The sequence below is a fragment of the Bradyrhizobium diazoefficiens USDA 110 genome (assembly GCF_000011365.1).
Classification (GTDB): domain Bacteria; phylum Pseudomonadota; class Alphaproteobacteria; order Rhizobiales; family Xanthobacteraceae; genus Bradyrhizobium; species Bradyrhizobium diazoefficiens.
This window is the reverse complement of record NC_004463.1, coordinates 6,078,278-6,100,657: the sequence shown is the minus strand read 5'-3', so window position 1 is coordinate 6,100,657 and position 22,380 is coordinate 6,078,278. Positions and strand designations below refer to the sequence as shown.

Sequence of the window (22,380 nt, the reverse complement as noted above, 5' to 3'; positions counted from 1 at the left end):
TCCCTCCCTCGCCGGGATCAAAGCCGCAAGATATTCAGGGCGTCAACATGTCATCGATCAAAATCGTGTCACGATTTCCGAAAGGAACGGTCGCGGACGGTCCTCGCTCGGCTTGGTCGGCGTGCCGATGTGGATGAAGCCGGCGAGCTTTTCGTCCGGCTTGAGGCCGAGGCCGTCGAGCACGTCGCGGTCGAACGAGAACCAGCCGGTCAGCCAGCATGCGCCGTAGCCGAGCGCGGTCGCGGCCGTGACGATGTTCATGGCGCTGGCGCCCGCCGACAGTTCCTGCTCGAAGGCCGGTACCTTCGGATGCGGCCTGGTGAAGCTGACGATGCCGATCACGAGCGGGGCATCGGTGAGCCGTTTCCGCTCGATCTCGACATCGGCCGCCGGCGCGCCCGGATTCTTCCGCGCAAAGACCTTCGCAATCACCTCGCCGGCGCGCTGGCGCGCATCGCCTTCGAAAATGATGAAGCGCCAGGGCGCGAGCTTGCCGTGATCCGGCACGCGCGCGCCGATGGTGAGGATCGTCTCGAGCTCGGCCTCCGAAGGGCCGGGCCCGGTCATCTCGCGCGGCTTGACCGAGCGGCGGGTCTTCAGGAGTTCGATGGCGTCGGGCACGGGCGTCTCTCTCATGGAACCAATTGGGCACCGCATAGCATGCGATCCTCCCGGCCACGAGACTGAACAGGCTCATTTAGACCGATTGTGATCGGGGCCTATTTGTGCCTCGTCGGCGCAGCGACAGCTGGCGTGCCCGGCATACAGTTGATGCTACCGATGCCGTTCGGGCCGTATTGTACGAAACCCGTTGCCGTCGTCGGCGAGTGCGGCGCCGAGATCGGCAGATACACATAGCAGATGGTGCCGTCGACCGGATCGCGCAAGCGCTGGACCACCGTATCCTGGAGCGGGCCGGCGAATTGCCGTTCCAATTGCATGCGCGGAAGCTTGGCCCATTCGCCCGATGGCTGGAATTGTTGCGGCGGCGGTTGTTGCGGCTGTTGCGCGACGACAGGGCGGGAGCCGAGCACGACTGCGGCCAGCACGAAGGCCGGGAAGGGAAGCTTCATCTGCGGCACCAACGTCAGAACTCGACCGCCATGCCGGCGCGGCCGATATGCTCGCTTCCACCGCCATTGGAATAGCCGCCAAACAGCACCGTCGGCGTCGTCCAGTCCAGGCGATGTGAGATGCCGATGCCCACGCCGGATTGGCCGCGATAATATCCGGCGTTCACTGCGACTGTGGTCCTGCCACGCGCCGACGGCATCAGCACCGGTGCGGCTGACACCGCGGCGACGATGCCGCGCCGGGCCTCCTGCTGGTTGGCGGTGATCTCGCTTTGCAGGCTGCCGATCTGCGACTGGAAGCCTGCGACAGCCGACTGGAGCTGGCCGACATTGACTGCATCGGTCTGGTTGACGCCGGCGGCGACATTGGTGAGGCGGCGCTCATTGCCGGCCGAGCCGAACGACACGGTGTTGGCGACGGTGTTGGTCGAGCCTGTGCCGATCGCCACTGAGTTGGCCGCGGTTGCCGAGGCATTGGTGCCCAACGCGGCCGAGTTCGAGCCCGTCGCAACCGCACCGTCGCCGAAGGCCGCGCCGCCATTGCCTGCGGAGGCTGCTGCGCCGACGGCTACCGAGCCGGTTGCCACCGCACCGGTGCCGATCGCAATCGCATTGGTGCCGGTCGAGGCGGAATTCAACCCAATTGCGATCGAGCCGGACTGGGTAGCCTGCGCATTGCCGCCGATCGCGATCGCATCGGTACCGGAGGCGTTGGCCGCTGCGCCAGCGCTGTTGACCTTGGTGTATTGAGTTGTCCCGGCGATGCCGGCCACCGTCGCACTCAGCGAGGCAACCGTCTGGTTCGTGGCGTAGAGCTGGCTGCCGTTGACGGCGTCGGTGCTGGTCGCGTCAACGGCGCCCGCGGCGACGCCAGTCACGGTGCGGTTGCCCGATGTGCCCGACACGTCGACCACGGTGCCATCCGTGCTGCTGCCGATACCGATGACTTTAGTCGACGAATTCTGCTGCACGAGGCCGATCGACCCGTTGTCGATCTGCGTCTGCAAGTTGCTGATGCTGGTCGCCGTGCTGCTTAGTGCAGCGTTCACGGCAGAGAACGCGCTGCCGACGTTGTTGTAGGAGACGCCCTGGATCATGTAGCTCGGCGCAACCATCTGTCCGCCGGCATCGAGCGTTGTGCCGAATGCTGCGGCGATCCTCTGGTTTGCAGTGTAGAGCTGGCCGCCATTGACGACATCGGTGCTGGTGGAAGACAGCGTGCCGGCGGCGACATTGACGATCCTGCGCTCTTTGCCGGCCGAGCCGACCGAGATCGTGTTTGCGACATTGGCGACGGACTTGGAACCGAGCGCAACCGCGTTGGATGCAGTCGTTTGCGCACCTTCACCGATGGCGACGCCCGAAATTGCCGCCGCTGAAACATTTGTATTGAAACCAAGAGCGGTCGAGTCCACGGCGTTGGCGCGCGCGTTCCAGCCAAATGCCGACGCAGCTGTGGCGCCCGCGACACTTGTGTAGCCGTAGGCCGAACTCCCCTGGCCGGTTGCCGCCGCGGCTTGCCCGACGGCCGTACTGTAGTCGCCATAGGCGTGCGCCGTCCGTCCGACAGCGGTTCCGGCGAGATGGGCTTGGGCGGAACTGCCGATTGCGATTGCGCCTGAATTGTCGGCAAGCGCATCCGAGCCGAGTGCGACGCTGTCCGCTCCGGTTGCCTCGGCGCTCTGCCCGATCGCCAGCGCGCTCTGCATCGTTGCCTGACTCTGCCGGCCGAACGCAATGGCGTAGTCACCACTGGCGCTCGCGGCGTAGCCAACGGCGACGGAGGCTACGCCAGTCGCTGTGCTTGAAGCGCCGAAGGCGGAGGACTGTGTCCCGCTCGCTGTGCTCGAATTACCGAAAGCCGAGGCTTGCTGGGCGGTCGCGCTGCTGTAGGAGCCGAAGGCGGAAGTCTGCGCTGCTGTCGCCTCGCTTCCGTAGCCCACCACCGTCGAATCCGGCCCGCTGGCATTGCTCGTCGCTCCGACCGCGGTGGCGTGGCTTTGCGACGCACTACTCAGAAAACCGACCGCGACACTATAGGCTCCCGCGGCATCTGCATGGTTCCCCACTGCCGTACTGCTGGAAGCCGAAGCGGATGCAGCGTTGCCACAAGCGAATGAATCGGCAACGGGCGCGCTGCCACTGCCGGAATCGAGCAGGCAGGTTTCGGCGTAGACAGCTTCGGGAAAGACAATGAACCCGAGTGCGAACATGACAAGGGCGACGACGGCACCTGAAGCCGGCCGCCGAAACCCGGCCGCCTCGGCCTCGGCTCGCAAATTCGTATCGAGTTCACCAAACATGACCAATGTTCGCGCGGAGCCCGGTACGTCGGTATCCCCAATTCATGGGGTAGTGCTCCGGAAGTCGGGCTGGTATCGCGCTCTGAGGCGGCCACCTTGCTGCGCAGACGCGCAGAGCGCGCCGGTAGGCGCGCCCTGTTAGTCAAGTTCAGTGGCAGGTTCTAAACGATGCCCCGTGCCCGCACGACATCGGGCGGGGTCGCTTCCTCGACCAAGGCGGCGATCGCCTCGGCGGTCGTCATCACCTTCTGGCCGTCGCTGCCGAGCCGGCGGACGGAGACCGAATGCGTCTCGGCCTCCTTCTTGCCGACCACGAGCAGTGCCGGGATCTTGGCCAGCGAGTGCTCGCGGACCTTGTAGTTGATCTTCTCGTTGCGCAGGTCGATCTCGACCCGAAGCCCCGCGCGCCGGGCCTGCTCCAGGACCTGCTTGGCGTACTCGTCGCCCTCGGAGGTGATGGTCGTGACCACGGCCTGCACCGGCGAGAGCCAGAGCGGGAAATTGCCGGCATAGTGCTCGATCAGGATGCCGATATAGCGCTCCATCGAGCCGCAGATCGCGCGATGCACCATCACCGGCGGTTTCTTGCCGCCGTCATGGTCGATGTAGAACGCACCGAACCGCTCCGGCAGGTTGAAGTCCACCTGCGTGGTGCCGCACTGCCAGTCGCGGCCGATGGCGTCGCGCAGCACATATTCGAACTTCGGCCCGTAGAACGCGCCTTCGCCCGGGTTGATCTCGGTCTTGATGTGGTTGTTCTGCGACTGGATCTCGCGCAGCACCGTCGCCATCACGCGCTCGGCGTGATCCCACATCGCATCCGTGCCGACGCGCTTGTCGGGCCGGGTCGACAGTTTCACGGTGAGATCGCCGGTGAAGCCGAAATCCGCGTAAGTCGACAGGATGAGATCGTTGATCTTCAGGCATTCCTCGGCGAGCTGGTCCTCGGTGCAGAAGATGTGCGCATCGTCCTGGGTGAAGCCGCGCACGCGCATCAGGCCGTGCATGGCGCCGGATGGCTCATAGCGATGCACCACGCCGAACTCGGCGAGCCGCAAGGGCAGGTCGCGGTAGCTCTTGAGGCCGTGCTTGAAGATCTGCACATGGCCCGGGCAGTTCATCGGTTTCAGAGCGAACCAGCGCTTGTCCTCGGCCTCGTCGCCGGCCGACTGCGCCGCGAACATGTTTTCGCGGTACCAGCCCCAATGGCCCGAGGTCTCCCACAAAACCTTGTCGAGGATCTGCGGCGCATTGACCTCGCTGTAGTCGCCGGTCAGGCGGCGGCGCATATAGGCGATCAGCTGCTGGAAGATGGTCCAGCCCTTCGGATGCCAGAACACGACGCCCGGACCTTCCTCCTGGAAATGGAAGAGGTCGAGCTCGCGCCCGAGCTTGCGATGGTCGCGCTTTTCGGCCTCCTCGATCTGCTTGAGGTAGGCGTCGAGGTCCTCTTGCTTGGCGAAGGCGGTGCCGTAGATGCGGGTCAGCATCGGGTTGTTGGAATCGCCGCGCCAATAGGCGCCGGCCACCTTCATCAGCTTGAAGGCATTGCCGACCTTGCCGGTCGAGGTCATGTGCGGGCCGCGGCACAGATCGAACCAGTCGCCCTGGTAGTAGATCTTGATCGGCTCGTTGCCGGGAATGGCGTCGACCAGCTCGACCTTGAACGCCTCGCCCTTGTCGCGGAACACCTGCTTGGTCTTTTCGCGATCCCAAACCTCTTTCGTGAAGGGTTTGTCGCGCGCGATGATCTCGCGCATCTTCTTCTCGATCGCGGCAAAGTCTTCCGGCGTGAACGGCTCGTTGCGGAAGAAGTCGTAATAGAAGCCGTTCTCGATCACCGGACCGATGGTGACCTGGGTGCCCGGCCACAGCGTCTGCACGGCTTCGGCGAGCACGTGCGCGCAGTCGTGGCGGATCAGCTCCAGCGCGCGCGGATCGTCGCGGTTGATCAGCTCGATCTTGGCATCGGCTTCGATGGGATCGTCGAGGTCGGCGACCACGCCGTCGAGCGCCATCGCGACCGTGCGCTTGGCCAGCGACGGCGAGATGCCCTTGGCGATCTCGAGGCCGGTGATGCTCTTGTCGTATTCGCGCCGGGCGCCGTCGGGGAAGGTGAGGGTGACTTTGGCTGCGGGGGTCACGGGCTTCAGATTCGAGAGGCTGTACTGGAAGCCGGATTCGGATTTGGGCTGGTCGGTCATTGCTTTTCTCCTGAAGCTCACTCCTGCGAACGAGCGCAGGTAAGCGGGAACGAGCGATATATCAGGCGATTCGGCCTGCGCAATCCGGCATTTCCAAGAAAGTGGCACGCAAAAGCTGCGGCCTTGCACCAACTATTTCGGGCAGCGGCCTTTAACAGGCGGCAAGCCGGCTCTACATGCAGTTGCATGCAAAAATCCCCCGCCGCCGGCCGTTTCGCGCCAACCGCCTTCATGCTCGGCAATCTCGTCACCGGCTGCTCGGTGCTGGCGCCGGCGGGGATGCTGCCGGAATTGTCGGCGGGGCTCGGCATCAGCATTCACGCGGCCGGGCTCCTGATCACCTTCGGCGCGATCACGCTGTGCATCGGTTCGCCGCTGACGGCCTGGCTCACGAGCCGCATCGAACGGCGGACGCTGCTTGCGACCACGCTGGCGGTGCTCGCCTTCGGCAATCTCGCCTCGGCGTTCGCGCCCGACTATGCGAGCCTCCTCGTCATCCGCCTGGTGATGCTCGCGGTCGGCGCGCTCTATACGCCGCAGGCGGCCGGCACGGCGGCGCTGATCGTGCCGGCGGAGCGGCGCGGCAGCACGATTGCCTATATCTTTCTCGGTTGGTCGCTGGCGGCCGCCGTCGGCCTGCCGCTGATCACCTTCATGGCCAGCCGCTACGGCTGGCGCGCGGCCTATGGCGGGATCGGCGCGCTCGGCTGCATCAGCTTCTTGTTGTTGCTGCTGCGCCTGCCTGCCGGACTGAAGGGCACGCCGGTGGACCTGAAGACCTGGAGCGCGGTCGGCCGCGACAGGACGGTTCTGCTGCTGCTTGCGATCACCATGCTGCAAATGTCCGGGCAGTTCGTGGTGTTCACCTTCATGGGCCCGCTGCTCAAGAAGCTGACCGGGGCGGGGCCGGACGCAATCGGCATGGTGTTCGGCATCTACGGCCTCTGCGGTTTCCTCGGCGTCGTGATCGCGACCCGCATCGTCGATACCTGGGGTCCCTATCGCACCTCGCTGCTGTTCACCTGCCTGCTGCTTGCGGGCATTGCGGGCTGGGCGCTCGGCGCCGGCACGTTCGTCCTGATGGCAGGTGCCGCCGCGATCTGGGGCCTCGGCTTTGCCTCGACCAATTCGATGCAGCAGGTGCGGCTGGTCGCGACCGCGCCGCCGCTTGCGTCCGCCACCGTCGCGCTCAACACCTCCGTCCTCTATATCGGCCAGGCGGTCGGCTCCGCCATCGGCGGGCTGCTGTTCGCCCACGAGCTCCTGCACCCACTCGGCTTCGTTGCGGTCGGCTTCGTCGTGCTGGCGCTGGTGCTGGTGATCCTGACCCGGCCCGGGCCGGCTGCCGCCGCCTGAACCGGCGTTTTCGTGCGTGCAAGGTGCTTGGCAAACCGCGCGCGGGAGCGCTAGAAGGCCGGTCATGGGGACCAAAGAGAGTTGACTGAGATGAGGATGATTCTGGCAGTTGCCGCGGTGCTCTATTCAGCCTCCGCGTTTGCGCAAGCCGACAAGCCACCGATGGTGGGGGACAAGCCCTTGGTGCAGGTCAAGCCCAAGGGGACCAAAGCGGGGACCAAGGAGGCAGCGGCCAAGCCGGCCGCAGCGCCGAAGGGCAAGCCGCAATCGATCGCCGCACGGCTCCAGGCCTGCCTCGATCTCGATGACGGCACCAAGGACCGCCTCAATTGCTACGACGCGGTGATCCCGCCGGCGCCGAAGCCGAAGCCGGCGAAGGCCAAGGGCTACGCCGATTGCCGTTTCTTCAAGGAAGAGGACGAGCGGCTGGCCTGCTTCAACGGTTTTGCCGAGAGCATTCCGAAGCTGCCCAAGACCTAAGGTCAAGACGCCGGACGGCTAGTCGCTGATCCGGCTCAGCACAGCCCTGAAGGCAACGCCCGGCGCTTGCAGCGCGTTGCCTTCGAATTCCGCCGCGTCGCCGTCCTCGCGGCCGGTGAGCGTCAGCGTGATCCGGTCGATGCCGAACAGCCCCTTGAAGGACGGGTCGTCGTTGTAGCGCTGGGTCGAGATCTTGACCTTGATCGCGTCGCCTTCGCCCGTATAGGTGCCCATGAAGGCGAAGGCGGAATTGCCGCCGCGCATTTTGCCATCCACCACATAGACGACACCGCACCCGGTTCCGTGAACCGTGTGGAAGTCGACCTTGTACAGTCCCTGACGCACGACCTGTCCCCGCAGAAATTCCAAATCCAACTTGGCCGGCAAACTATGATCGTTGCCAGCGGAAACAATCCGGTGGCTCACGGGGATGTCGGCCATCAACATCACATTTTGATCATGGCTTGAGAGAATTGCAGGCAGCGCACGGAAATACCGGCTGGCGCAATATCGGGACTATCGGTTCGATGCCGATGGAGTGGTCGCCGCCACGCGCGTCAGCGCCAGCGCCGGTGTCGCCGACATCTTCACCAGCACGTCCTTGAGCGGATACTGCGTCCACGCGCGGTTCACGTAGTCGCGATGGGTGATGCCGTCGCCGGTTTCGACGAACACCACGCTGCCGGGACGCAACGGGCCGTCCATGTCCTCGGAGACGCTGATGCCCTTCTGCCTGAGCATGCTCATCAGCTCGCGGTCGCGCCGCGCCGTGTAGTGAGTGTACGAGCTGACGAAGAAGCCCGAGCGGTGGCTCGCGATCCAGGAGGCGAACTTGTCCATTTCGCCATAGACGGCGTCGAGCAGCACGACGCCGCGAACGCGGTCGCTGATGCCGCCGACCTCGAGGCTCCAGGCCGTCGGCAGGAAGCCGCCGCTATAGCCGACTATGACGATCGGCATGTTGGCGAACGCGCGCGCGCTGTTGGGATCGCCGGTGAGGCGGGCGAGGTGGCTAGCCGATTCATCCATGAAGCGCTTGAGGCCGCCCGCCTGCCAGAATTTTCCGGCGCTGGAATCGGCGGCGTCGACGGCCATCTGCGGCGCAAGCAGGACGGCATTGGCGCCGGAATCGGTAATCTGCTGCGGCACCAGCTGCCGGTCGCGCACATCGCGCTCGAGCGTCGCGCCATTGCCGTGGAAGAACACCACGATCACGCCCGGCTTGCGGGCGTCGAAATGCTCGGGGACGTGCACCAGCACGCGGCTGTCGCTGTAGGTCTCGTCCTGCCAGTAGACGCGCCCCGAATAGCTGCGGTGGCCGCGGCGGTCACCCTTGGAGATGTTGAGGAACGGCGCGTCGGAGGCAGGGTTGTTGCCGAAATAGGGGAAGGCCGACGACTTCATGCTGACGAGCGTCGTCAGGTCTTCGCGGGGCGGACGCTGGTAGGGCGCCTGCGGTGCGAGCGAAGCGACCTTGTAGGGTGCCTGCTCCGGCTGCGGCTGCTGCTGTACGGCGCGCTTGGGCGAGAAGTCCGACATCTGCCGTTGCAGGAAGCTCTCGCCCACCGAGGGGAAGCGCTCCTTGAACTGCGGGGCAGGGAAGCGATCCTCGAACGTGTCGCCGCTCGCAACTTGCGGATTGGTCTTGGCGACGACCTGGACATTGGCCTGCGAGTTGGCTGCGAGCGCCGTCGGATTCGGCGCCTTGCCGCATTGAACCAGCGTGAGCGACAGCGGCACCAAGGCTGAGATCAGGCCGATCCGGAGCGCACGACCGCGCCGATCGGACGGCGTCCGATCGGCACGAATGTCAGCTCTCGTTTTCGGAACGGCCCCGACCATCCACCCATGACCCCAAGTCATGACCACAAGCCCAGCGGCAATCTTGAGATAATTGAGCCGACTGGCGTTTAGGTGACGTTAAGTGTCCGGAGAAACTTCCCCACATCCGGAACGCTCAAAAGGACCACGCAATCGTGTCGTGATTGTGGGGATCGGAAACGGGATTCTCCGGTGTTTGCGCAGCTTTATCGCCTAGGACCGTGCTAAGAAGGTGCCTTGATACCTATTTTCCTTGCCTCATTTAACCCTTGTTAACCCTGCTTGAATTGACTGGATCAAACTGCACGATGCTTCCCACGAGACGTGAGGCCTGAGGTTAAGGACCCCGATGACGGCATCAGATGCGGGTACTGCGCCCTGGACTGGCCGGTTGACCGGAAGAGGGGCGGGTGTCTCCGTTCTGGTCGCAACCGCCATCGTCGTTGCCGACATGATCGGGGTCGGCGTCTTCACCAGCCTCGGCTTCCAGGTCAAGGACATCCCGTCCGGCTTCTCGATCCTGCTGCTGTGGAGCGTCGGCGGCATCGTCGCACTGTGCGGGGTGTTCTCCTACAGCGAGCTCGGCGCGATGTTTCCGCGCTCGAGCGGCGAATACAATTTCCTCGGCCGTGCCTATCATCCCGCCTTCGGCTTTCTCGCCGGCTGGGTCTCGGCGACGGTCGGCTTTGCCGCGCCGGTCGCGCTCGCCGCGATGGCCTTCGGCGAATATGCCAAGTCGGTCGTCCCCGACCTGCCGCCGATCCCGCTCGCCATCGGCGTGGTGTGGCTGGTCTCGCTCGTGCAACTGACCGGCGTCAGGCACTCCTCGACCTTCCAGCTGATCTCGACCATCCTGAAGGTCGTGCTGATCGTCGCCTTCCTGGTCGCCGGCTTCATCATCGGCGTGCCGCAGCCGATCGCCTTCACGCCGCAGCCGGGCGACCTCGCGCACATCGTCAGCGCGCCCTTCGCGATCGGCCTCGTCTTCGTGATGTACTCGTTCTCGGGCTGGAATGCGGCGACCTATATCATCGGCGAGATGAACATGCCGCAGCAGAACCTGCCGCGCGCGCTGCTCGCGGGCACGCTGATCGTGCTCGTGCTGTATGTCGCATTGAATGCGGTGTTTCTCTACTCCACGCCGGTCGGCGCGCTCGCCGGCCAGCTCGATGTCGCCAGTGTCGCCGGCAGCGCCATCTTCGGCAGCCTCGGCGGCCGGATCGTCGGCGCCATGATCTGCGTCGGCCTGATCTCCTCGATCAGCGCGATGATGTGGATCGGTCCGCGCGTGATGATGACGATGGGGGAGGACATTCCGGCGCTGCGCGTGTTCTCGCGCAAGTCGACGAGCGGCGCGCCGGCCTATGCCATCCTGTTTCAGCTCGCGGTCGCGACCCTGCTGCTGTTCACGCGCAGTTTCGAGGCGGTGCTCGACTTCATCCAGTTCGCGCTCTTGTTCTGCTCGTTCTTCACGGTCGCCGGCGTGATCAAGCTGCGCATCACCGATCCTGACCTGCCGCGGCCCTATCGCGCCTGGGGATACCCGTTCACGCCGCTCGTTTTCCTGCTCGTGACCGCGTTCATGATGTACTACCTCTTGACCGAGCGGCCGGTGCAGTCGCTGTCGGGGATGTTCGTCATGCTCTCGGGCCTGTTGATTTATGCTGTTTTCCGCAGGCGGCCGGTCGCCGCTGGCACGTCACACAATCGCGAATAGACATGTTTCGACCCTTGAGAATTGCGGCCGTCGCTGTTGCCCTCCTGGCTGCGGCCGTCTCGTCCGTGCGGGCCGCCGACGTCACCTTCGACGACACCGCGCGTTTCCTTGCGGGCATGCAGCCATCGGCGGACTCGCCGCTGGTGGCGCTGACCAGAGACCCGTCCTGGCAGCATCACGCAAAATTCTTCGACGGCGCCTTTGCCCAGCTCGAGCAGCGGCAACTCTCGAAGATCCGCACCTGGTCCGACGTCAACCTGGCCGCGCCCAGGCCGACCATGTTCTACATGTTCAGCGGCCCGGACTTCCTCTACGCCGACGCCTTCTATTCCAAGGCCAGCACCTACGTGCTCGGTGCGCTGGAGCCGGTTGGCGCCGTGCCCGACCTGACGCGGCTGCCGCGCGGTTCGGTCGGCGCCGCGCTCTACAATGTCGAACGCTCGCTCGGCTCGATCCTGAGTTTCTCCTTCTTCATCACCAAGCAGATGAAGGTCGACCTGCACGCCAACCAGGTCAACGGCACCTTGCCGATCCTCTATGTCTTCCTCGCCCGCTCCGGCAAGACCATCCGCAACGTCGAGATGATTGCGCTCGACGACAAGGGCGGGATTCACGCGGGCAACGACAATCCGGGACCGAACGCGACGCGCGGCGTCCGCATCACCTTCGCCGGCAGCGATGGCGAAGTGCGCACGCTGTATTATTTCTCCACCGATCTCTCCAATCCCGGCGCGCGCGCGGCTGGATTCCTGAAGTTCTGCGAGACGCTCGGGCCCGGCAACAGCCTGCTCAAGAGCGCGTCCTATCTCTTGCACTCTGGCAACTTCACCGTCGTCCGCGACTGGCTACTGGCCAACAGCGCCACCATCATCCAGGACGATTCCGGCATTCCGCTCGCGAACTACAATGCGCGGCAATGGCGGTTCTTCCCGTTCGGCCGCTACCTCGGACCGATCGCCGAATTCCCCGGCCGTTACCAGGAGCGCTATGCCGAACTGTTCGCGCGGGCCCAGCCGATCGATTTCGGCGTCGGTTATCGCTGGCGCACGCATGAATCGAATCTGCTGCTGTCGGTGAAGGTGCCGGGAAGCGACACCGCGCCGGGGGCGGAGACCACCTCGTCCGCTGAACCGACGCCAAAGCCACCGCGCCCGAAGCGGCCGCGTCCGCCCGAATCCGTCCCGCCGTCCGGGCGTTTCTTCTGGTTCCGCTAGGCTATTTGCCGAAGTCCGGGGTTACGTCGTCGCGTTCTGAGCGACAACGACCAGAACCTCCGCCTTCTGCCGGCCGAGGCTCCGGACCTCGTGCGGCGTCTCGCCCGAAAAATACAGACAATCGCCCTTGCCGAGGACGAGCTCTTCGCCGTCGAGCTTGATCGCAATTTTCCCGTTGATCACGAAGAGCAGCTCCTCGCCGGCATGCGAGGCGCGCGTCGCCGATTTGTGCGGCGGGCTGAGGAGGAACGGCTCCATCATCTTGCGGGTGCGGCCGGTTGCCAGCGGCACCACGCCAAAGGTGTCCTGGAACAGCGGGACATTGCCGCCTTCGCGGCGGAACAGCGTGTAGCGCGGCGCGGGCTCGGCGTTCGGGTCGAAGAAGTTCGCGACGTTGACCTCGAGGGCGGCGGCCATCCGCAGCAGCGCGGCGAGCGAAGGGATCTTGAGGTTGCGCTCGACCAGCGAAATGTAGCCGCGCGTGAGGTCGCTCTGCCTGGCAAGCTGGTCCAGCGTCAGGCCCTTGGCAATCCGCGCCTGGCGGATATTGGCCCCGACCGCTGTCGCTTTGCTGACGTCAAGCACGCATGAGTCTCCTGAACTGCTGATGCTTCTTTTGCATCAGATGCTGCCGAACTGCCAGCCCGGTGGCGCGCGCAGGGCAGTTCCGGGGGACGTGCAGGTGTATTCCAAAGGAAAACTATCGCGCAGAAATTTCGAGCAGCGCCGCGGATATTGTGGGCAGGCGAGCTGGTATATCGCGAAAATCAGCCGAATAATGGTGCAATTGATGCGCTCTGCCGCGATCGGCGGCATTTGCCGCATTCCGTGCCGTTGATTTCCATTAGTAAACATGATCGATTTTACCGCCGCGGCTGCCGATGGGCTCCGCGACAGAACCAACTGCTTTCCCAGGCGCCGGTACCTTTTGGAGAGATCGATGACCGTGGCAGACGACGTAACCCTGAGCGTAGCGCCGGACGAGGCGGCGAGCTTGCGACGGATCGTGTGGTCGAGCGTGATCGGCACCGCGGTCGAATGGTACGATTTCCTCATCTACGGCACGGCGACCGCGCTGGTGTTCAACAAGGTCTTCTTCGCGGCCGGCAATCCCACGCTCGCCACCATCGCCGCCTTCGGCACCTACGCGGTCGGCTTTTTGGCGCGGCCGCTGGGCGCTGCGATCTTCGGTCATTACGGCGACCGGGTCGGCCGCAAGGCGATGCTCGCGATCACGATCATGGTGATGGGCATCGGCACCTTCCTGATCGGCTTGCTTCCGACCTATCAGCAGATCGGCATCGCCGCGCCGCTGCTCCTGATCGGCCTGCGTTTCCTCCAGGGCATCGGCCTCGGCGGCGAGTGGGGCGGGGCGGTGCTGATGGTGGTGGAGAACTGCCCGACCCACCGCCGCGGCCTGCTCGGCAGCATGGTGCAGGTCGGCAATCCCATCGGCAATCTCGCCGCGATCGGCATGTTTGCGCTGGTGGCGAGCCTGCCGGAAAGCGACTTCATGGCTTACGGCTGGCGCATTCCGTTCCTGATCTCGATCCTCCTGGTCGGCGTCGGGCTCTACATCCGCCTCAACATGGAAGAGACCGCGGCCTTCCGTCAGGTCCAGGCCAAGAAGGACGTCGCAAGCATGCCGCTGGTCGAGATCTTCAGGCATCACCGCAGGCCGTTCTTCACTGCGGTTGGTCTGAAGATCTCCGAGATCGCCTATGCCAGCATCGGCGGGGTGTTCGTGATGTCCTACGCCACGGCCAATCTCGGCCTGTCGCGCACGGTGGTGCTGAACGGCGCGTTCGCCGCATCGCTGGTCGCGCTGCTCGCCATTCCCTTGTTCGGCTGGCTGTCCGACCTCGTCGGCCGCAAGACGATGTTCTATGCGAGCTGCCTGTTCTCGGCGCTGTTTGCCTTTCCGCTGTTCTGGCTGCTCAACACCCGCGATCCCGCCGTCGTCATCTGCACCATCGTGGTCGCGATCACCTTCGGCCAGATGGTGATGTTCGGCATCGGCGCGCCCTGGTACTCCGAGCTGTTCTCCGCGCGGCTGCGTTACAGCGGCGCCTCGCTCGGATTTCAGGTCGGCGCGGCCCTGAGCGGCGGGTTGACGCCGCTGATCGCGGCGTCGCTGATGGCGTGGAGCGGCGGCGCAACCTGGCCGGTCTCGCTACTGCTGATCGCCTGCGCGGCCATCACGGCAACTGCGACCACGTTCGCGCCGGAAATGGCGAACAAGGAACTGACCTGATCCCGCGGCGCGCCGCTGCCGGCGGCGCGCCAACGCCTCTCACAAGGATTTTGTCATGCTCGACACCATCAGCGCCGGCTCGGCGCAGACGACAACGCAGCTCGGCTGGACCGGCGTGGTGCGCTTCCTCCATCTTGCCCCGCGTGCGTTCCTGCCGATGCGCGCAGTGGAAACGATCACGCTCGTCGCAGGCCGGGGGATCGGGGGCGACCGCTACATGATCGGCAACGAGGAGGGTTTTTATTCGCACAAGCCGGAAGAAGGCCGGCAGGTCACCCTGTTCGAGCTCGAGACGCTGGTCGCGCTCAAGCGTGATGCCGGCATCGAGCTCGGCCCGGAGGAGCATCGGCGCAACGTCACGGTCGAAGGCGTGCCGCTGAACCATCTGGTCGGCCGCCGCTTCTGGCTCGGGGAAACCCTGCTGGAAGCAACCCGGCTGTCGGTGCCGTGCCGGCATATCGAGGAGATCACCGGCAAGGCGATCTTCGATCCCCTCATCAATCGCTCCGGCCTGAACTGCAAGATCCTGCAAGGCGGCATCGTCAAGGTCGGCGATACCGTGCGGAACGCGGCATGAAGGTGCGTCCGATCACGACGATCAAGACGATCGTCACCGGCATCGAGGAGGCGGGGGCAGGCACAAAACTGTTCACGCTGGCCGACCCCGATCGCTGGGAGCTGCCGCCCTTCAAGCCCGGCGCGCATATCGACCTGCATCTGCCGAACGGACTTGTCCGCACCTACTCACTGTGCAACGAGCCCGCCGACAATGCGCGCTATGTTGTTGCGGTCAAGCGTGAGGCTGATGGGCGTGGCGGTTCGCGCGCGCTTCACGATGAGGTCGGTATTGGCGACGTGATCGGCGTCTCGTTGCCGCGCGGCGGGCTCGATCCCGGTGCAGGCATTGCGCGCCATGTGTTCATCGCGGGCGGCATCGGCGTGACGCCGTTCCTGTCGATGGCGCGGCACCTCGTGCAGACGGGCGATGCCGGCTTCGTGCTGCATCTGATCGTGCGCGAGGAGGTGCCGCTCGCCGCGCATCTCGCGCCACTGATCGACGCGGGCCGTGTCGTCGTGCACTGCACGTCCCGGGCCGGGCGTCCTGATCTCGCTGCGCTCATCGGGGAGGGCGGGGCGGACACGCTGGTCGCCTGTTGCGGGCCGGAAGGCATGACTGAGGATTTCGAGCAGGTCACCGCAGGCTGGCCAGCCGCCAATGTCCATATCGAGCGTTTCGTCGCGCCGCCGCCGGTCATCGATCCGGACACAAAGCCCTTCACGCTGTCACTGGCGCGCTCGGGCGCCGAGATCCAGGTCCGCGCCGGCCAGACCATGCTGGCCGCGTTGCAGGAAGGAGGCATCGACATCGCAACCTCCTGCTGCGGGGGCATCTGCGGCGCCTGCAAGGTCGGATGGATCGAGGGCAAGCCCGTGCACCGCGACCGCATCCTGTCGCCATATGAGCGCGAGCGCTATCTCATGGTTTGCGTCGCCGGATCAGACGCGGAGCGGCTGGTGCTGGATCTCTGAGCTACCAGTGCACGCTCTGGCTCGGCACGATGAACGCCGTGTTGCTGGGCGGCGTGGCCAAGCTTGTCGCCAGATACCAGCCGGAGCCGAGCACGAGCGCCAGCAGGGCGACCATGGCGAGCACATCGATTGTTCTTGGATCGTGCCCCCTTGGACTGAATTTGGGATGCGGACCAAGTCTGAAGTGAAGATGAGGGCTGATTTTCCAGCGCATTGTTGTTTCCTCCCGCGGGAGCATCAAAACAACGCGAGGAGAAAGTTCCGGTTCCACTCAGGGCAGCGATGCAGAAAGGACCGCAACAAACTTAGGGTGCGTTGACGCCGCGCCAGCGGCCGTAGCGCCAGGGCAGATACCAGCGTGCGTCTTGCGGCGCGGCGAGGGGCACGTTGTCGATGCCCGACGTGCCGAACGGATTGCAGCGAAGCAGGCGCGCGAGCGTCATCCAGCCACCCGCCCAGAGCCCGAAACGTTCGATCGCCTCGTCGCCGTAGACGGAGCAGGTCGGCAGATGCCGGCAATTGTAGCCGACCAGCGGCGAGAGTGTATGGCGGTAGAGCCAGATCAGCGCGCGACCGAATCTGCGCGGGAGGCGAAGCGCGCCCTCGACGGGAGTGGAACAATGCTCGCAGGCTGAATGCTTCATGTGCGCTTTGCTGCGACGTTAAGCGAGGTGTTGCGCGGTTCCCGAGCAGGGAACAGCAAGCTGTTGTTTGCGCGCCATATTTTACGTGCTTTTTGGGAGCAGTGCAGCAAGTACCTGTGGACGATCTGTATTCGCCCGGATACCATTTTTATGACGCCCGCGTGTAGAAACATACGCCTGTATGATGGACTCAGAGGGCGCTACCGGGGATTGTTGGGGGACCTTTGGGGCTTGGGGAAGGAACCAGATTGAGACTTCTGAACTCCCTTGATCGTCGCGGCTGGTTGGTGCTTGGGGCCGCCGCATTCGGCATCGCCCTGACCGGAGCTGTCGCTACGACCGGCACCAAGGCTCACGCTGGCGCGGCCCTCGAAGAGCGCAAGCTGCCGATGAAGTTCAGCTGGGTCGCCTGCGAGCCGAACTGCCGCGGCTGGGTCAGTGCGGTTGGCATCATTACCGCCGATACGCCCAAGGATTTCGAGGAATTTTCGCGCGGGCGCCAGCTCGGCGGCGCCACTGTCGTGCTCGATTCCAGCGGCGGTTCCGTCAACGACGCGATCACGCTCGGCAGGCGCTTCCGCAATCTCGGGCTTTTGACCACGGTCGGCATCAGCGTTCAGAACCGCGGCGGGCAGTCGGCCCGTCCGGCGGTCGCGCCCGAGGCCTATTGCGAATCCATGTGCGTGTTCCTGCTGCTGGCCGGCAAGAAGCGCTACGTGCCGGACGCCGCCCATGTCCGCGTCCACCAGATCTGGATGGGCGATCGCGCCGACGATGCCAAGGCGGCGAGCTACAGCGCGCAGGACCTGATGATCGTGGAACGCGACATCGGCCGGCTCGCCAAATACACCTTCGACATGGGCGGCGCCGGCGATCTTTTGTCGCTCGCGCTCAGCGTCCCGCCCTGGGAAGATCTGCATGAGCTGGACACCGGAGAGCTCAAGCTCACCAATCTCGTGACGACGGATCTGGTGGCCGACGTGCTGCCGCATGTGGACGTCACAGCGCCGGCCATGGCGGAGCTGGCGCCGAAGACGCAGGCCAGGTTCGGTGTGGAACCGGAGCAGCCGGCCAAGTCGACCAAGACGGCGGAAGCCGTGGTGCCGACGGGTGGCGTGGCGACGCCGAGCGCGGCCTCGCCGAAGTAGTCTCAAATCTTGGCAGTCATTCCGGGGCGCGCGTAGCGCGAACCCGGAATCTCGCGCTGTAATCTCCGGATCCCGGGATCGTCACTTGCGACGCCCCGGAATGACGCGGGCGGTTCAGCCCTGCGCCGTTGCCGGCTGCTTCGCCTTGGCCTCGATCTGACCGATGGCATCGACGACGGCATCGAAGGTCAGGAGCGTCGAGGCATGTCGCGCCTTGTAGTCGCGCACCGGCTCGAGGAACTTGATCTCTTCCCATTTGCCTTCAGGAGGCGCGCCGTTCTCCTTGAGCATCTTGCGAACGGTTTCGCGTAACTCACGGAGTTCGCTCGCAGTCGAGCCGACGACGTGACTTGCCATGATGGATGAGGAGGCCTGTCCGAGCGCACAGGCCTTCACGTCATGGGCGAAGTCGGTGACGGTGTCGCCGTCCATCTTGAGATCGACCTTCACGGTCGAGCCGCACAATTTGGAGTGGGCAGTCGCGGTGGCATCGGGGGCGGACAGCCGCCCGAGGCGCGGAATATTCCCGGCCAACTCGATGATCCGCTTGTTATAAATGTCGTTCAGCATGTGATGGAGTCCAACACTTCCGCACCGGATCGGCCTTGGCGGGCGCCGTCCAGGGTCCTATATAGGGTCGGAACGGGTGGAAAAACAGTCCAGCGGCCCGGCAGTGGTGATCCAGGACCACGCGGGCGACGTCAGAGATTGCGGACCTTTTTCGCCAAAACTGTAGTCTTCAGGCGTCCGGCGGCTTGCCGCCCCGTCTGCCGGTGACACTCCGGCCGCAAGGCCGTCGAACGGAGTCGATATGGACGCTACGATCAAATCCATCCGCCCGAGCAAGCCCTCCGACCGGCAGCCCGAGAGCCGCCCGGCCGAGCTTGACCCTGCCGAATTCCTCGCGGCCGCCGTCCGCGCCGACCAGCCGCGCCCCGCGCGCGCACAGGCGGAAGCGGCGGTGAAGACGCTGCTGGCCTATATCGGCGAGAACACCGAGCGCGAGGGTCTCTTGGACACGCCGCGCCGCGTGGTCGAGGCCTTCGACGAGCTCTATCAGGGCTACCACCAGTGCCCGGCCGAGGTGCTCGACCGCACCTTTGGCGAGACCGCCGGCTATGACGACTTCGTGCTGGTGCGCGATATCGAGTTCACCTCGCAGTGCGAGCACCACATGATGCCGTTCTACGGCAAGGCGCACATCGCCTATACGCCGGTGGAGCGCGTCGTCGGCCTGTCGAAGCTTGCCCGCCTGACGGATATCTTCGCCCGCCGGCTCCAGACCCAGGAGCATCTGACGGCGCAGATTGCCGCGGCCATCGACGAGGTCTTGAAACCCCGCGGCGTTGCCGTGCTGATCGAGGCCGAGCATACCTGCATGTCGGTGCGCGGCGTCGCCAAGCATGGCGCTTCCACGTTCACCAGCCGCTTTACCGGCATGTTCCGCGACAATCCGGCGGAGCAGGCCCGTTTCCTGTCCCTGGTGCGAGGCACGCGCTGACCTCGCGAGTTGACTGGCGAGGTTCCTGTGTCCGCTCACTCCCATGAGATCGAGGAAGGGCTGTCCTTCCAGCCGCGCTTCGACGCAAGCGGCCTCGTGACCTGCGTGGCGACCGACGTCGCCACCGGCGATGTGCTCATGGTTGCCCACATGAACGACGAGGCGCTGCGCAAGACGATCGCGACCGGCGAGGCCTGGTACTTCAGCCGCTCGCGCAATGCTTTGTGGCGAAAAGGTGAGACATCGGGTCAGACCCAGCGCGTGGTCGAGATGCGCACCGATTGCGACCAGGACGCGGTCTGGATCCGCGTCGAGCAGATCGGCGCGGCCTGCCACACCGGCCGCCGGTCCTGCTTCTACCGCAAGGTCGAGGCCGAGGACGGGGGAGCGAAACTGGTCTTTGTCGACGCCGACAGGCTGTTCGATCCGGACGCGGTCTACAAGAAGTAGCCCCTCTGTCATTCCGGGGCGTGCGCAGCACGAACCCGGAATCCATCGTGCGGCATCACGCGGGGTTGGATGGATTCCGGGCTCATCGCTTCGCGATGCCCCGGAATGACTCGGGGAGGGGGCGATCCCCGAATTAACCCCGCATTAACCATACCTGTCTCACGGTGAGACGACAGGACGCCGAATTGCCGGCGTCGCTCAACGCCGCGCGGGGCGGGCACTTCATCATGTCGGTCGACAATTCCAGTGCCTCTCAGACGGCGGTTCTCGATCCGTCGCGGGCGCGTGTCGCCGGTGCGATCAAGCAGGCCTCGAACGTCAGTGGCGTCAGCTTCCAATACATGCTGACCACCGCAAAGATGGAATCGGATTTCGATCCGACGGCGGGGGCCACGACATCGTCCGCGCACGGGCTTTACCAGTTCATCGACCAGACCTGGCTCGGCACGGTGAAGGAGGCGGGGACCCAGCTCGGCTATGGCAACTACGCCGACGCCATCACCAGGACTTCGTCGGGCACCTACACCGTCGACGATCCCGTGACGAAGCGGTCGATCATGAAGCTGCGCGACGACCCGGAGGCTGCCTCGAGCATGGCGGCGGCGCTGACGCAGTCGAACAGCTTCAAGCTCACCGGTCTGCTCGGCCGCAGGCCGTCCGACAGCGAACTCTACATGGCGCATTTCATGGGCGTCGGCGGCGCCGCAAAACTGATCGCCAATGCCGAGGACAATCCGCAAGCGGTCGGCGCGCGGCTGTTTCCCAACGCGGCATCCGCCAACCGTTCGATCTTCTACGCCAGGGATGGCCGCGCCCGTAGCGTCTCTGAAGTCTATTCGGTGCTGGACGCGCGCTATGCGAGCGCGGCAAATTCGAAGACCACGCGCAGCGCGATGGCGATGTATGGCGGCACGCCGTCGACGACGCAGGTCGCGAGTGCAAATGCCGTGCTGCCCACCACGCCGGTGATCGACAACGCCGCTTATCTCCAGACCTTTCCGGATGTGCGCGGCGTGACGCCGGTGAGCGCGACATCCTCGATGACGGTCGCGGACAACACGCCGATCACGCCGGCATTCCGTTCGATCTATCAGCCCGGCGACGCCACGCAGCCGGTCTCGACGACGGTGCAGAAATTGTGGGGCAACAACGCCTCGCTCACCTCGGTCGCGCCCGCGACCTCGGTCGCATCGGCGACGCCGGATGTGCGGCCGCCGCAGCCGCTCGATCTCTTCAGCGATCGCAGCGGCACGTTCTCGAGCTGACATTTCGCCTTTCGCGTCCGGGGCACGGATGCAGAGGCGCCTTGGTTCCCTTAACAAAACGTCAATAAAACCAGCCAGTTATGGTGAACGCTTTGTTAAGCGTCGTGGTTTATTTTGTGTTGCAGGTGACGAGCCGTCACCATTTTCGTTTGTTGTGTAAGCCGGAAGCAGCATGATTGTTCGGCAGTTCATCAATTGGATCAGGACGGCGCCCGCCGGCGAGCGGGCCGAGGCAACACGGGCACTGGCCCGGGCCTGGCTGATCTCAGACTTGTCCCATGACGATCGCGTCGCCGCCGAAGGCGCGCTTCTGATGCTGCTCGACGATCCCTCGCCGCTGGTGCGGCAGGCGATGGCCGAGGCTTTTGCGCGCAGCACGGATGCCCCGGCGGCGATCGTGCGGGCGCTGTCGGCGGACCAGCCGACCGTTGCGCTGCCCGTGCTCGAGCATTCTCCGCTGCTGATCGATGCGGACCTCGTCGACATCGTCGCAACCGGCAACGACGAGGTGCAGTGCGCGGTCGCGCGCCGCGTCGCGCTGCCGGTGTCGGTCTGCGCCGCGATCGCCGAAGTCGGCTGCGCAGCGGCAGCGCTCGAGCTGATCGAGAATCCCCACGCCGAGCTCGCGCCGTTCTCCTGGAACCGCATCGTCGACCGTCACGGCCATCTCGCCGCGATCCGCGAGGCGATGCTGGTGCTGGAGGATCTGCCGGCCGCAACGCGCGCGGCGCTGGTGGCAAAGCTCTCCGAGACGCTGGCGCAATTCGTCGTCGCGCGGAACTGGCTGAGTGCCGATCGCGCCGACCGCATCACCATCGAGGCGCGCGACCGCTCCACCATCAACATCGCGGCGCGCTCGCGCGGCGAGGACATGCAGGGGCTGGTGCATCATTTGCGCGTCACCGGCCAGCTGACCGCGGGCCTGATCCTGCGCGCGCTGCTGTCGAGCAATCTCGACCTGTTCGACGCCGCGCTGGCTGAACTCGCCGATTTGCCGCTGGCGCGCGTCACCGCGCTGCTGCACGACCGCGGCGGCAACAGCCTGCACGCGCTGCTCCGCCGCGCCGGGCTTCCCGAGGCGACGTTTGCGGCGTTCCAGGTGGCGCTCGATGCCTGCCACGAGCAGGGCTTCGTCGACAGCGACGACGGCGCGGTGCGGCTGCGCCGGCGCATGGTCGAGCGCGTGCTCACCCATTGCGAGACCGACCGCGGCGCCACCGAGCCGCTGATGGTCCTGCTCCGCCGCTTCGCCACCGAGTCTGCGCGCGAAGAGGCAAGGCTGTTCTGCGACGAGCTGGTCGCGGACGACACGGTCGATCCGTTTTATGACGATCTGATCGCGGCGTAACGAGACGCCGTAGGGTGGGCAAAGGCGCGTAGCGCGGTGCCCACCATCTCTCCACGCAGCTCATGTTGATTG

At 65.1% G+C, this 22,380-nt stretch carries 23 protein-coding genes; 12 read left to right on the top strand and 11 right to left on the bottom strand.

Annotation, left to right across the window (positions count from 1 at the left end; genetic code table 11):
• Nucleotides 1-57 precede the first annotated feature (57 nt).
• The 4 genes from BJA_RS28020 to thrS form a co-directional block, all read right to left on the bottom strand.
• Nucleotides 58-621 carry a nitroreductase family protein gene (locus BJA_RS28020; RefSeq protein ID WP_038967533.1) on the bottom strand — a complete coding sequence of 188 codons (564 nt, stop codon included), beginning with the start codon at nt 619-621 and terminating at the stop codon, nt 58-60.
• A gap of 98 nt (nt 622-719) precedes the next feature.
• Nucleotides 720-1,073 (bottom strand): hypothetical protein, encoded by a 354-nt coding sequence (locus BJA_RS28015; RefSeq protein ID WP_161534469.1) that lies wholly within the window; start codon nt 1,071-1,073, stop codon nt 720-722.
• A gap of 14 nt (nt 1,074-1,087) precedes the next feature.
• The gene (locus tag BJA_RS28010) at nt 1,088-3,142 is read right to left on the bottom strand and encodes a YadA family autotransporter adhesin (RefSeq protein WP_162494125.1); all 2,055 of its coding nucleotides are present in this window, start codon (nt 3,140-3,142) and stop codon (nt 1,088-1,090) included.
• Nucleotides 3,143-3,537: 395 nt separating this feature from the next.
• On the bottom strand, nt 3,538-5,580 hold the full coding sequence (thrS, locus tag BJA_RS28005) for a threonine--tRNA ligase (RefSeq protein WP_049832605.1): 2,043 nt from the start codon (nt 5,578-5,580) through the stop codon (nt 3,538-3,540).
• Between the two features lie 186 nt (nt 5,581-5,766).
• Here thrS and BJA_RS28000 point away from each other — a divergent pair, with 186 nt between their 5' ends.
• Nucleotides 5,767-6,936 (top strand): MFS transporter, encoded by a 1,170-nt coding sequence (locus tag BJA_RS28000; protein WP_011088284.1) that lies wholly within the window; start codon nt 5,767-5,769, stop codon nt 6,934-6,936.
• Between the two features lie 90 nt (nt 6,937-7,026).
• Complete coding sequence (locus BJA_RS27995) at nt 7,027-7,416, top strand: hypothetical protein (RefSeq protein WP_011088283.1); 390 nt, start codon at nt 7,027-7,029, stop codon at nt 7,414-7,416.
• Nucleotides 7,417-7,434: 18 nt separating this feature from the next.
• Here the strand turns inward: BJA_RS27995 and BJA_RS27990 are convergent, their stop codons facing one another.
• The gene (locus tag BJA_RS27990) at nt 7,435-7,857 is read right to left on the bottom strand and encodes a GrlR family regulatory protein (RefSeq protein ID WP_231166515.1); all 423 of its coding nucleotides are present in this window, start codon (nt 7,855-7,857) and stop codon (nt 7,435-7,437) included.
• 75 nt (nt 7,858-7,932) lie between these two features.
• Nucleotides 7,933-9,258, bottom strand: a complete 1,326-nt coding sequence (locus BJA_RS27985) for an alpha/beta hydrolase (protein ID WP_038967525.1) — start codon at nt 9,256-9,258, stop codon at nt 7,933-7,935.
• Between the two features lie 328 nt (nt 9,259-9,586).
• Here BJA_RS27985 and BJA_RS27980 point away from each other — a divergent pair, with 328 nt between their 5' ends.
• Together BJA_RS27980 and BJA_RS27975 are read left to right on the top strand one after the other, a co-directional pair.
• Nucleotides 9,587-10,954, top strand: coding sequence for an APC family permease (locus BJA_RS27980; protein WP_011088280.1), 1,368 nt, complete (start codon nt 9,587-9,589; stop codon nt 10,952-10,954).
• A gap of 2 nt (nt 10,955-10,956) precedes the next feature.
• A complete protein-coding gene (locus BJA_RS27975) occupies nt 10,957-12,168 on the top strand; it encodes a hypothetical protein (protein WP_011088279.1) in 1,212 nt (403 codons plus the stop codon).
• A gap of 21 nt (nt 12,169-12,189) precedes the next feature.
• Here the strand turns inward: BJA_RS27975 and BJA_RS27970 are convergent, their stop codons facing one another.
• Together BJA_RS27970 and BJA_RS27965 are read right to left on the bottom strand one after the other, a co-directional pair.
• Nucleotides 12,190-12,753: a helix-turn-helix domain-containing protein gene (locus BJA_RS27970; protein WP_011088278.1), complete on the bottom strand. Its 564-nt coding sequence runs from the start codon at nt 12,751-12,753 to the stop codon at nt 12,190-12,192.
• A 36-nt stretch (nt 12,754-12,789) separates the two neighbouring features.
• Nucleotides 12,790-12,984: a hypothetical protein gene (locus tag BJA_RS27965; RefSeq protein WP_028175869.1), complete on the bottom strand. Its 195-nt coding sequence runs from the start codon at nt 12,982-12,984 to the stop codon at nt 12,790-12,792.
• 124 nt (nt 12,985-13,108) lie between these two features.
• On the opposite strand from BJA_RS27965, the gene BJA_RS27960 reads away from it, so the two are divergent.
• Genes BJA_RS27960 through BJA_RS27950 form a run of 3 tightly spaced genes read left to right on the top strand, consistent with a single transcriptional unit; the run spans nt 13,109 to nt 15,952 of the window.
• Nucleotides 13,109-14,422 (top strand): MFS transporter, encoded by a 1,314-nt coding sequence (locus tag BJA_RS27960; protein ID WP_011088277.1) that lies wholly within the window; start codon nt 13,109-13,111, stop codon nt 14,420-14,422.
• A gap of 55 nt (nt 14,423-14,477) precedes the next feature.
• On the top strand, nt 14,478-14,999 hold the full coding sequence (locus BJA_RS27955) for an MOSC domain-containing protein (protein ID WP_011088276.1): 522 nt from the start codon (nt 14,478-14,480) through the stop codon (nt 14,997-14,999).
• Nucleotides 14,996-15,952 (top strand): PDR/VanB family oxidoreductase, encoded by a 957-nt coding sequence (locus BJA_RS27950; RefSeq protein WP_011088275.1) that lies wholly within the window; start codon nt 14,996-14,998, stop codon nt 15,950-15,952. The genes BJA_RS27955 and BJA_RS27950 overlap by 4 nt, the downstream gene beginning before the upstream one ends.
• Nucleotide 15,953: 1 nt before the next feature.
• Here BJA_RS27950 and BJA_RS27945 read toward each other — a convergent pair whose 3' ends face one another.
• Both BJA_RS27945 and yidD read right to left on the bottom strand, forming a co-directional pair.
• Nucleotides 15,954-16,166 carry a hypothetical protein gene (locus BJA_RS27945; protein WP_038967523.1) on the bottom strand — a complete coding sequence of 71 codons (213 nt, stop codon included), beginning with the start codon at nt 16,164-16,166 and terminating at the stop codon, nt 15,954-15,956.
• Between the two features lie 91 nt (nt 16,167-16,257).
• Nucleotides 16,258-16,596, bottom strand: a complete 339-nt coding sequence (gene yidD / locus BJA_RS27940; RefSeq protein ID WP_011088273.1) for a membrane protein insertion efficiency factor YidD — start codon at nt 16,594-16,596, stop codon at nt 16,258-16,260.
• A gap of 248 nt (nt 16,597-16,844) precedes the next feature.
• On the opposite strand from yidD, the gene BJA_RS27935 reads away from it, so the two are divergent.
• Nucleotides 16,845-17,744 carry a hypothetical protein gene (locus tag BJA_RS27935; protein ID WP_028175874.1) on the top strand — a complete coding sequence of 300 codons (900 nt, stop codon included), beginning with the start codon at nt 16,845-16,847 and terminating at the stop codon, nt 17,742-17,744.
• Between the two features lie 114 nt (nt 17,745-17,858).
• Here the strand turns inward: BJA_RS27935 and BJA_RS27930 are convergent, their stop codons facing one another.
• Nucleotides 17,859-18,314, bottom strand: coding sequence for an iron-sulfur cluster assembly scaffold protein (locus BJA_RS27930; RefSeq protein ID WP_011088271.1), 456 nt, complete (start codon nt 18,312-18,314; stop codon nt 17,859-17,861).
• Between the two features lie 241 nt (nt 18,315-18,555).
• Here BJA_RS27930 and folE point away from each other — a divergent pair, with 241 nt between their 5' ends.
• The 4 genes from folE (at nt 18,556) to BJA_RS27910 (ending at nt 22,308) form a co-directional block, all read left to right on the top strand.
• On the top strand, nt 18,556-19,245 hold the full coding sequence (folE, locus tag BJA_RS27925; RefSeq protein WP_011088270.1) for a GTP cyclohydrolase I FolE: 690 nt from the start codon (nt 18,556-18,558) through the stop codon (nt 19,243-19,245).
• A 27-nt stretch (nt 19,246-19,272) separates the two neighbouring features.
• Nucleotides 19,273-19,695, top strand: a complete 423-nt coding sequence (gene hisI, locus BJA_RS27920) for a phosphoribosyl-AMP cyclohydrolase (protein ID WP_011088269.1) — start codon at nt 19,273-19,275, stop codon at nt 19,693-19,695.
• A gap of 185 nt (nt 19,696-19,880) precedes the next feature.
• Nucleotides 19,881-20,960: a transglycosylase gene (locus tag BJA_RS27915; protein WP_038967526.1), complete on the top strand. Its 1,080-nt coding sequence runs from the start codon at nt 19,881-19,883 to the stop codon at nt 20,958-20,960.
• A 172-nt stretch (nt 20,961-21,132) separates the two neighbouring features.
• Nucleotides 21,133-22,308 carry a DUF2336 domain-containing protein gene (locus BJA_RS27910; protein ID WP_011088267.1) on the top strand — a complete coding sequence of 392 codons (1,176 nt, stop codon included), beginning with the start codon at nt 21,133-21,135 and terminating at the stop codon, nt 22,306-22,308.
• Nucleotides 22,309-22,380 lie beyond the last annotated feature (72 nt).

Coding starts and splice junctions, on each gene's coding strand:
- BJA_RS28015 (WP_161534469.1), bottom strand. CDS start 1,073: ATGAAGCTTCCCTTCCCGGCCTTCGTGCTGGCCGCAGTCGTGCTCGGC.
- thrS (WP_049832605.1), bottom strand. CDS start 5,580: ATGACCGACCAGCCCAAATCCGAATCCGGCTTCCAGTACAGCCTCTCG.
- BJA_RS28000 (WP_011088284.1), top strand. CDS start 5,767: ATGCAAAAATCCCCCGCCGCCGGCCGTTTCGCGCCAACCGCCTTCATG.
- BJA_RS27995 (WP_011088283.1), top strand. CDS start 7,027: ATGAGGATGATTCTGGCAGTTGCCGCGGTGCTCTATTCAGCCTCCGCG.
- BJA_RS27990 (WP_231166515.1), bottom strand. CDS start 7,857: ATGGCCGACATCCCCGTGAGCCACCGGATTGTTTCCGCTGGCAACGAT.
- BJA_RS27985 (WP_038967525.1), bottom strand. CDS start 9,258: ATGGTCGGGGCCGTTCCGAAAACGAGAGCTGACATTCGTGCCGATCGG.
- BJA_RS27980 (WP_011088280.1), top strand. CDS start 9,587: ATGACGGCATCAGATGCGGGTACTGCGCCCTGGACTGGCCGGTTGACC.
- BJA_RS27975 (WP_011088279.1), top strand. CDS start 10,957: ATGTTTCGACCCTTGAGAATTGCGGCCGTCGCTGTTGCCCTCCTGGCT.
- BJA_RS27965 (WP_028175869.1), bottom strand. CDS start 12,984: ATGCCGCCGATCGCGGCAGAGCGCATCAATTGCACCATTATTCGGCTG.
- BJA_RS27960 (WP_011088277.1), top strand. CDS start 13,109: ATGACCGTGGCAGACGACGTAACCCTGAGCGTAGCGCCGGACGAGGCG.
- BJA_RS27955 (WP_011088276.1), top strand. CDS start 14,478: ATGCTCGACACCATCAGCGCCGGCTCGGCGCAGACGACAACGCAGCTC.
- BJA_RS27950 (WP_011088275.1), top strand. CDS start 14,996: ATGAAGGTGCGTCCGATCACGACGATCAAGACGATCGTCACCGGCATC.
- BJA_RS27945 (WP_038967523.1), bottom strand. CDS start 16,166: ATGCGCTGGAAAATCAGCCCTCATCTTCACTTCAGACTTGGTCCGCAT.
- yidD (WP_011088273.1), bottom strand. CDS start 16,596: ATGAAGCATTCAGCCTGCGAGCATTGTTCCACTCCCGTCGAGGGCGCG.
- BJA_RS27930 (WP_011088271.1), bottom strand. CDS start 18,314: ATGCTGAACGACATTTATAACAAGCGGATCATCGAGTTGGCCGGGAAT.
- folE (WP_011088270.1), top strand. CDS start 18,556: ATGGACGCTACGATCAAATCCATCCGCCCGAGCAAGCCCTCCGACCGG.
- BJA_RS27910 (WP_011088267.1), top strand. CDS start 21,133: ATGATTGTTCGGCAGTTCATCAATTGGATCAGGACGGCGCCCGCCGGC.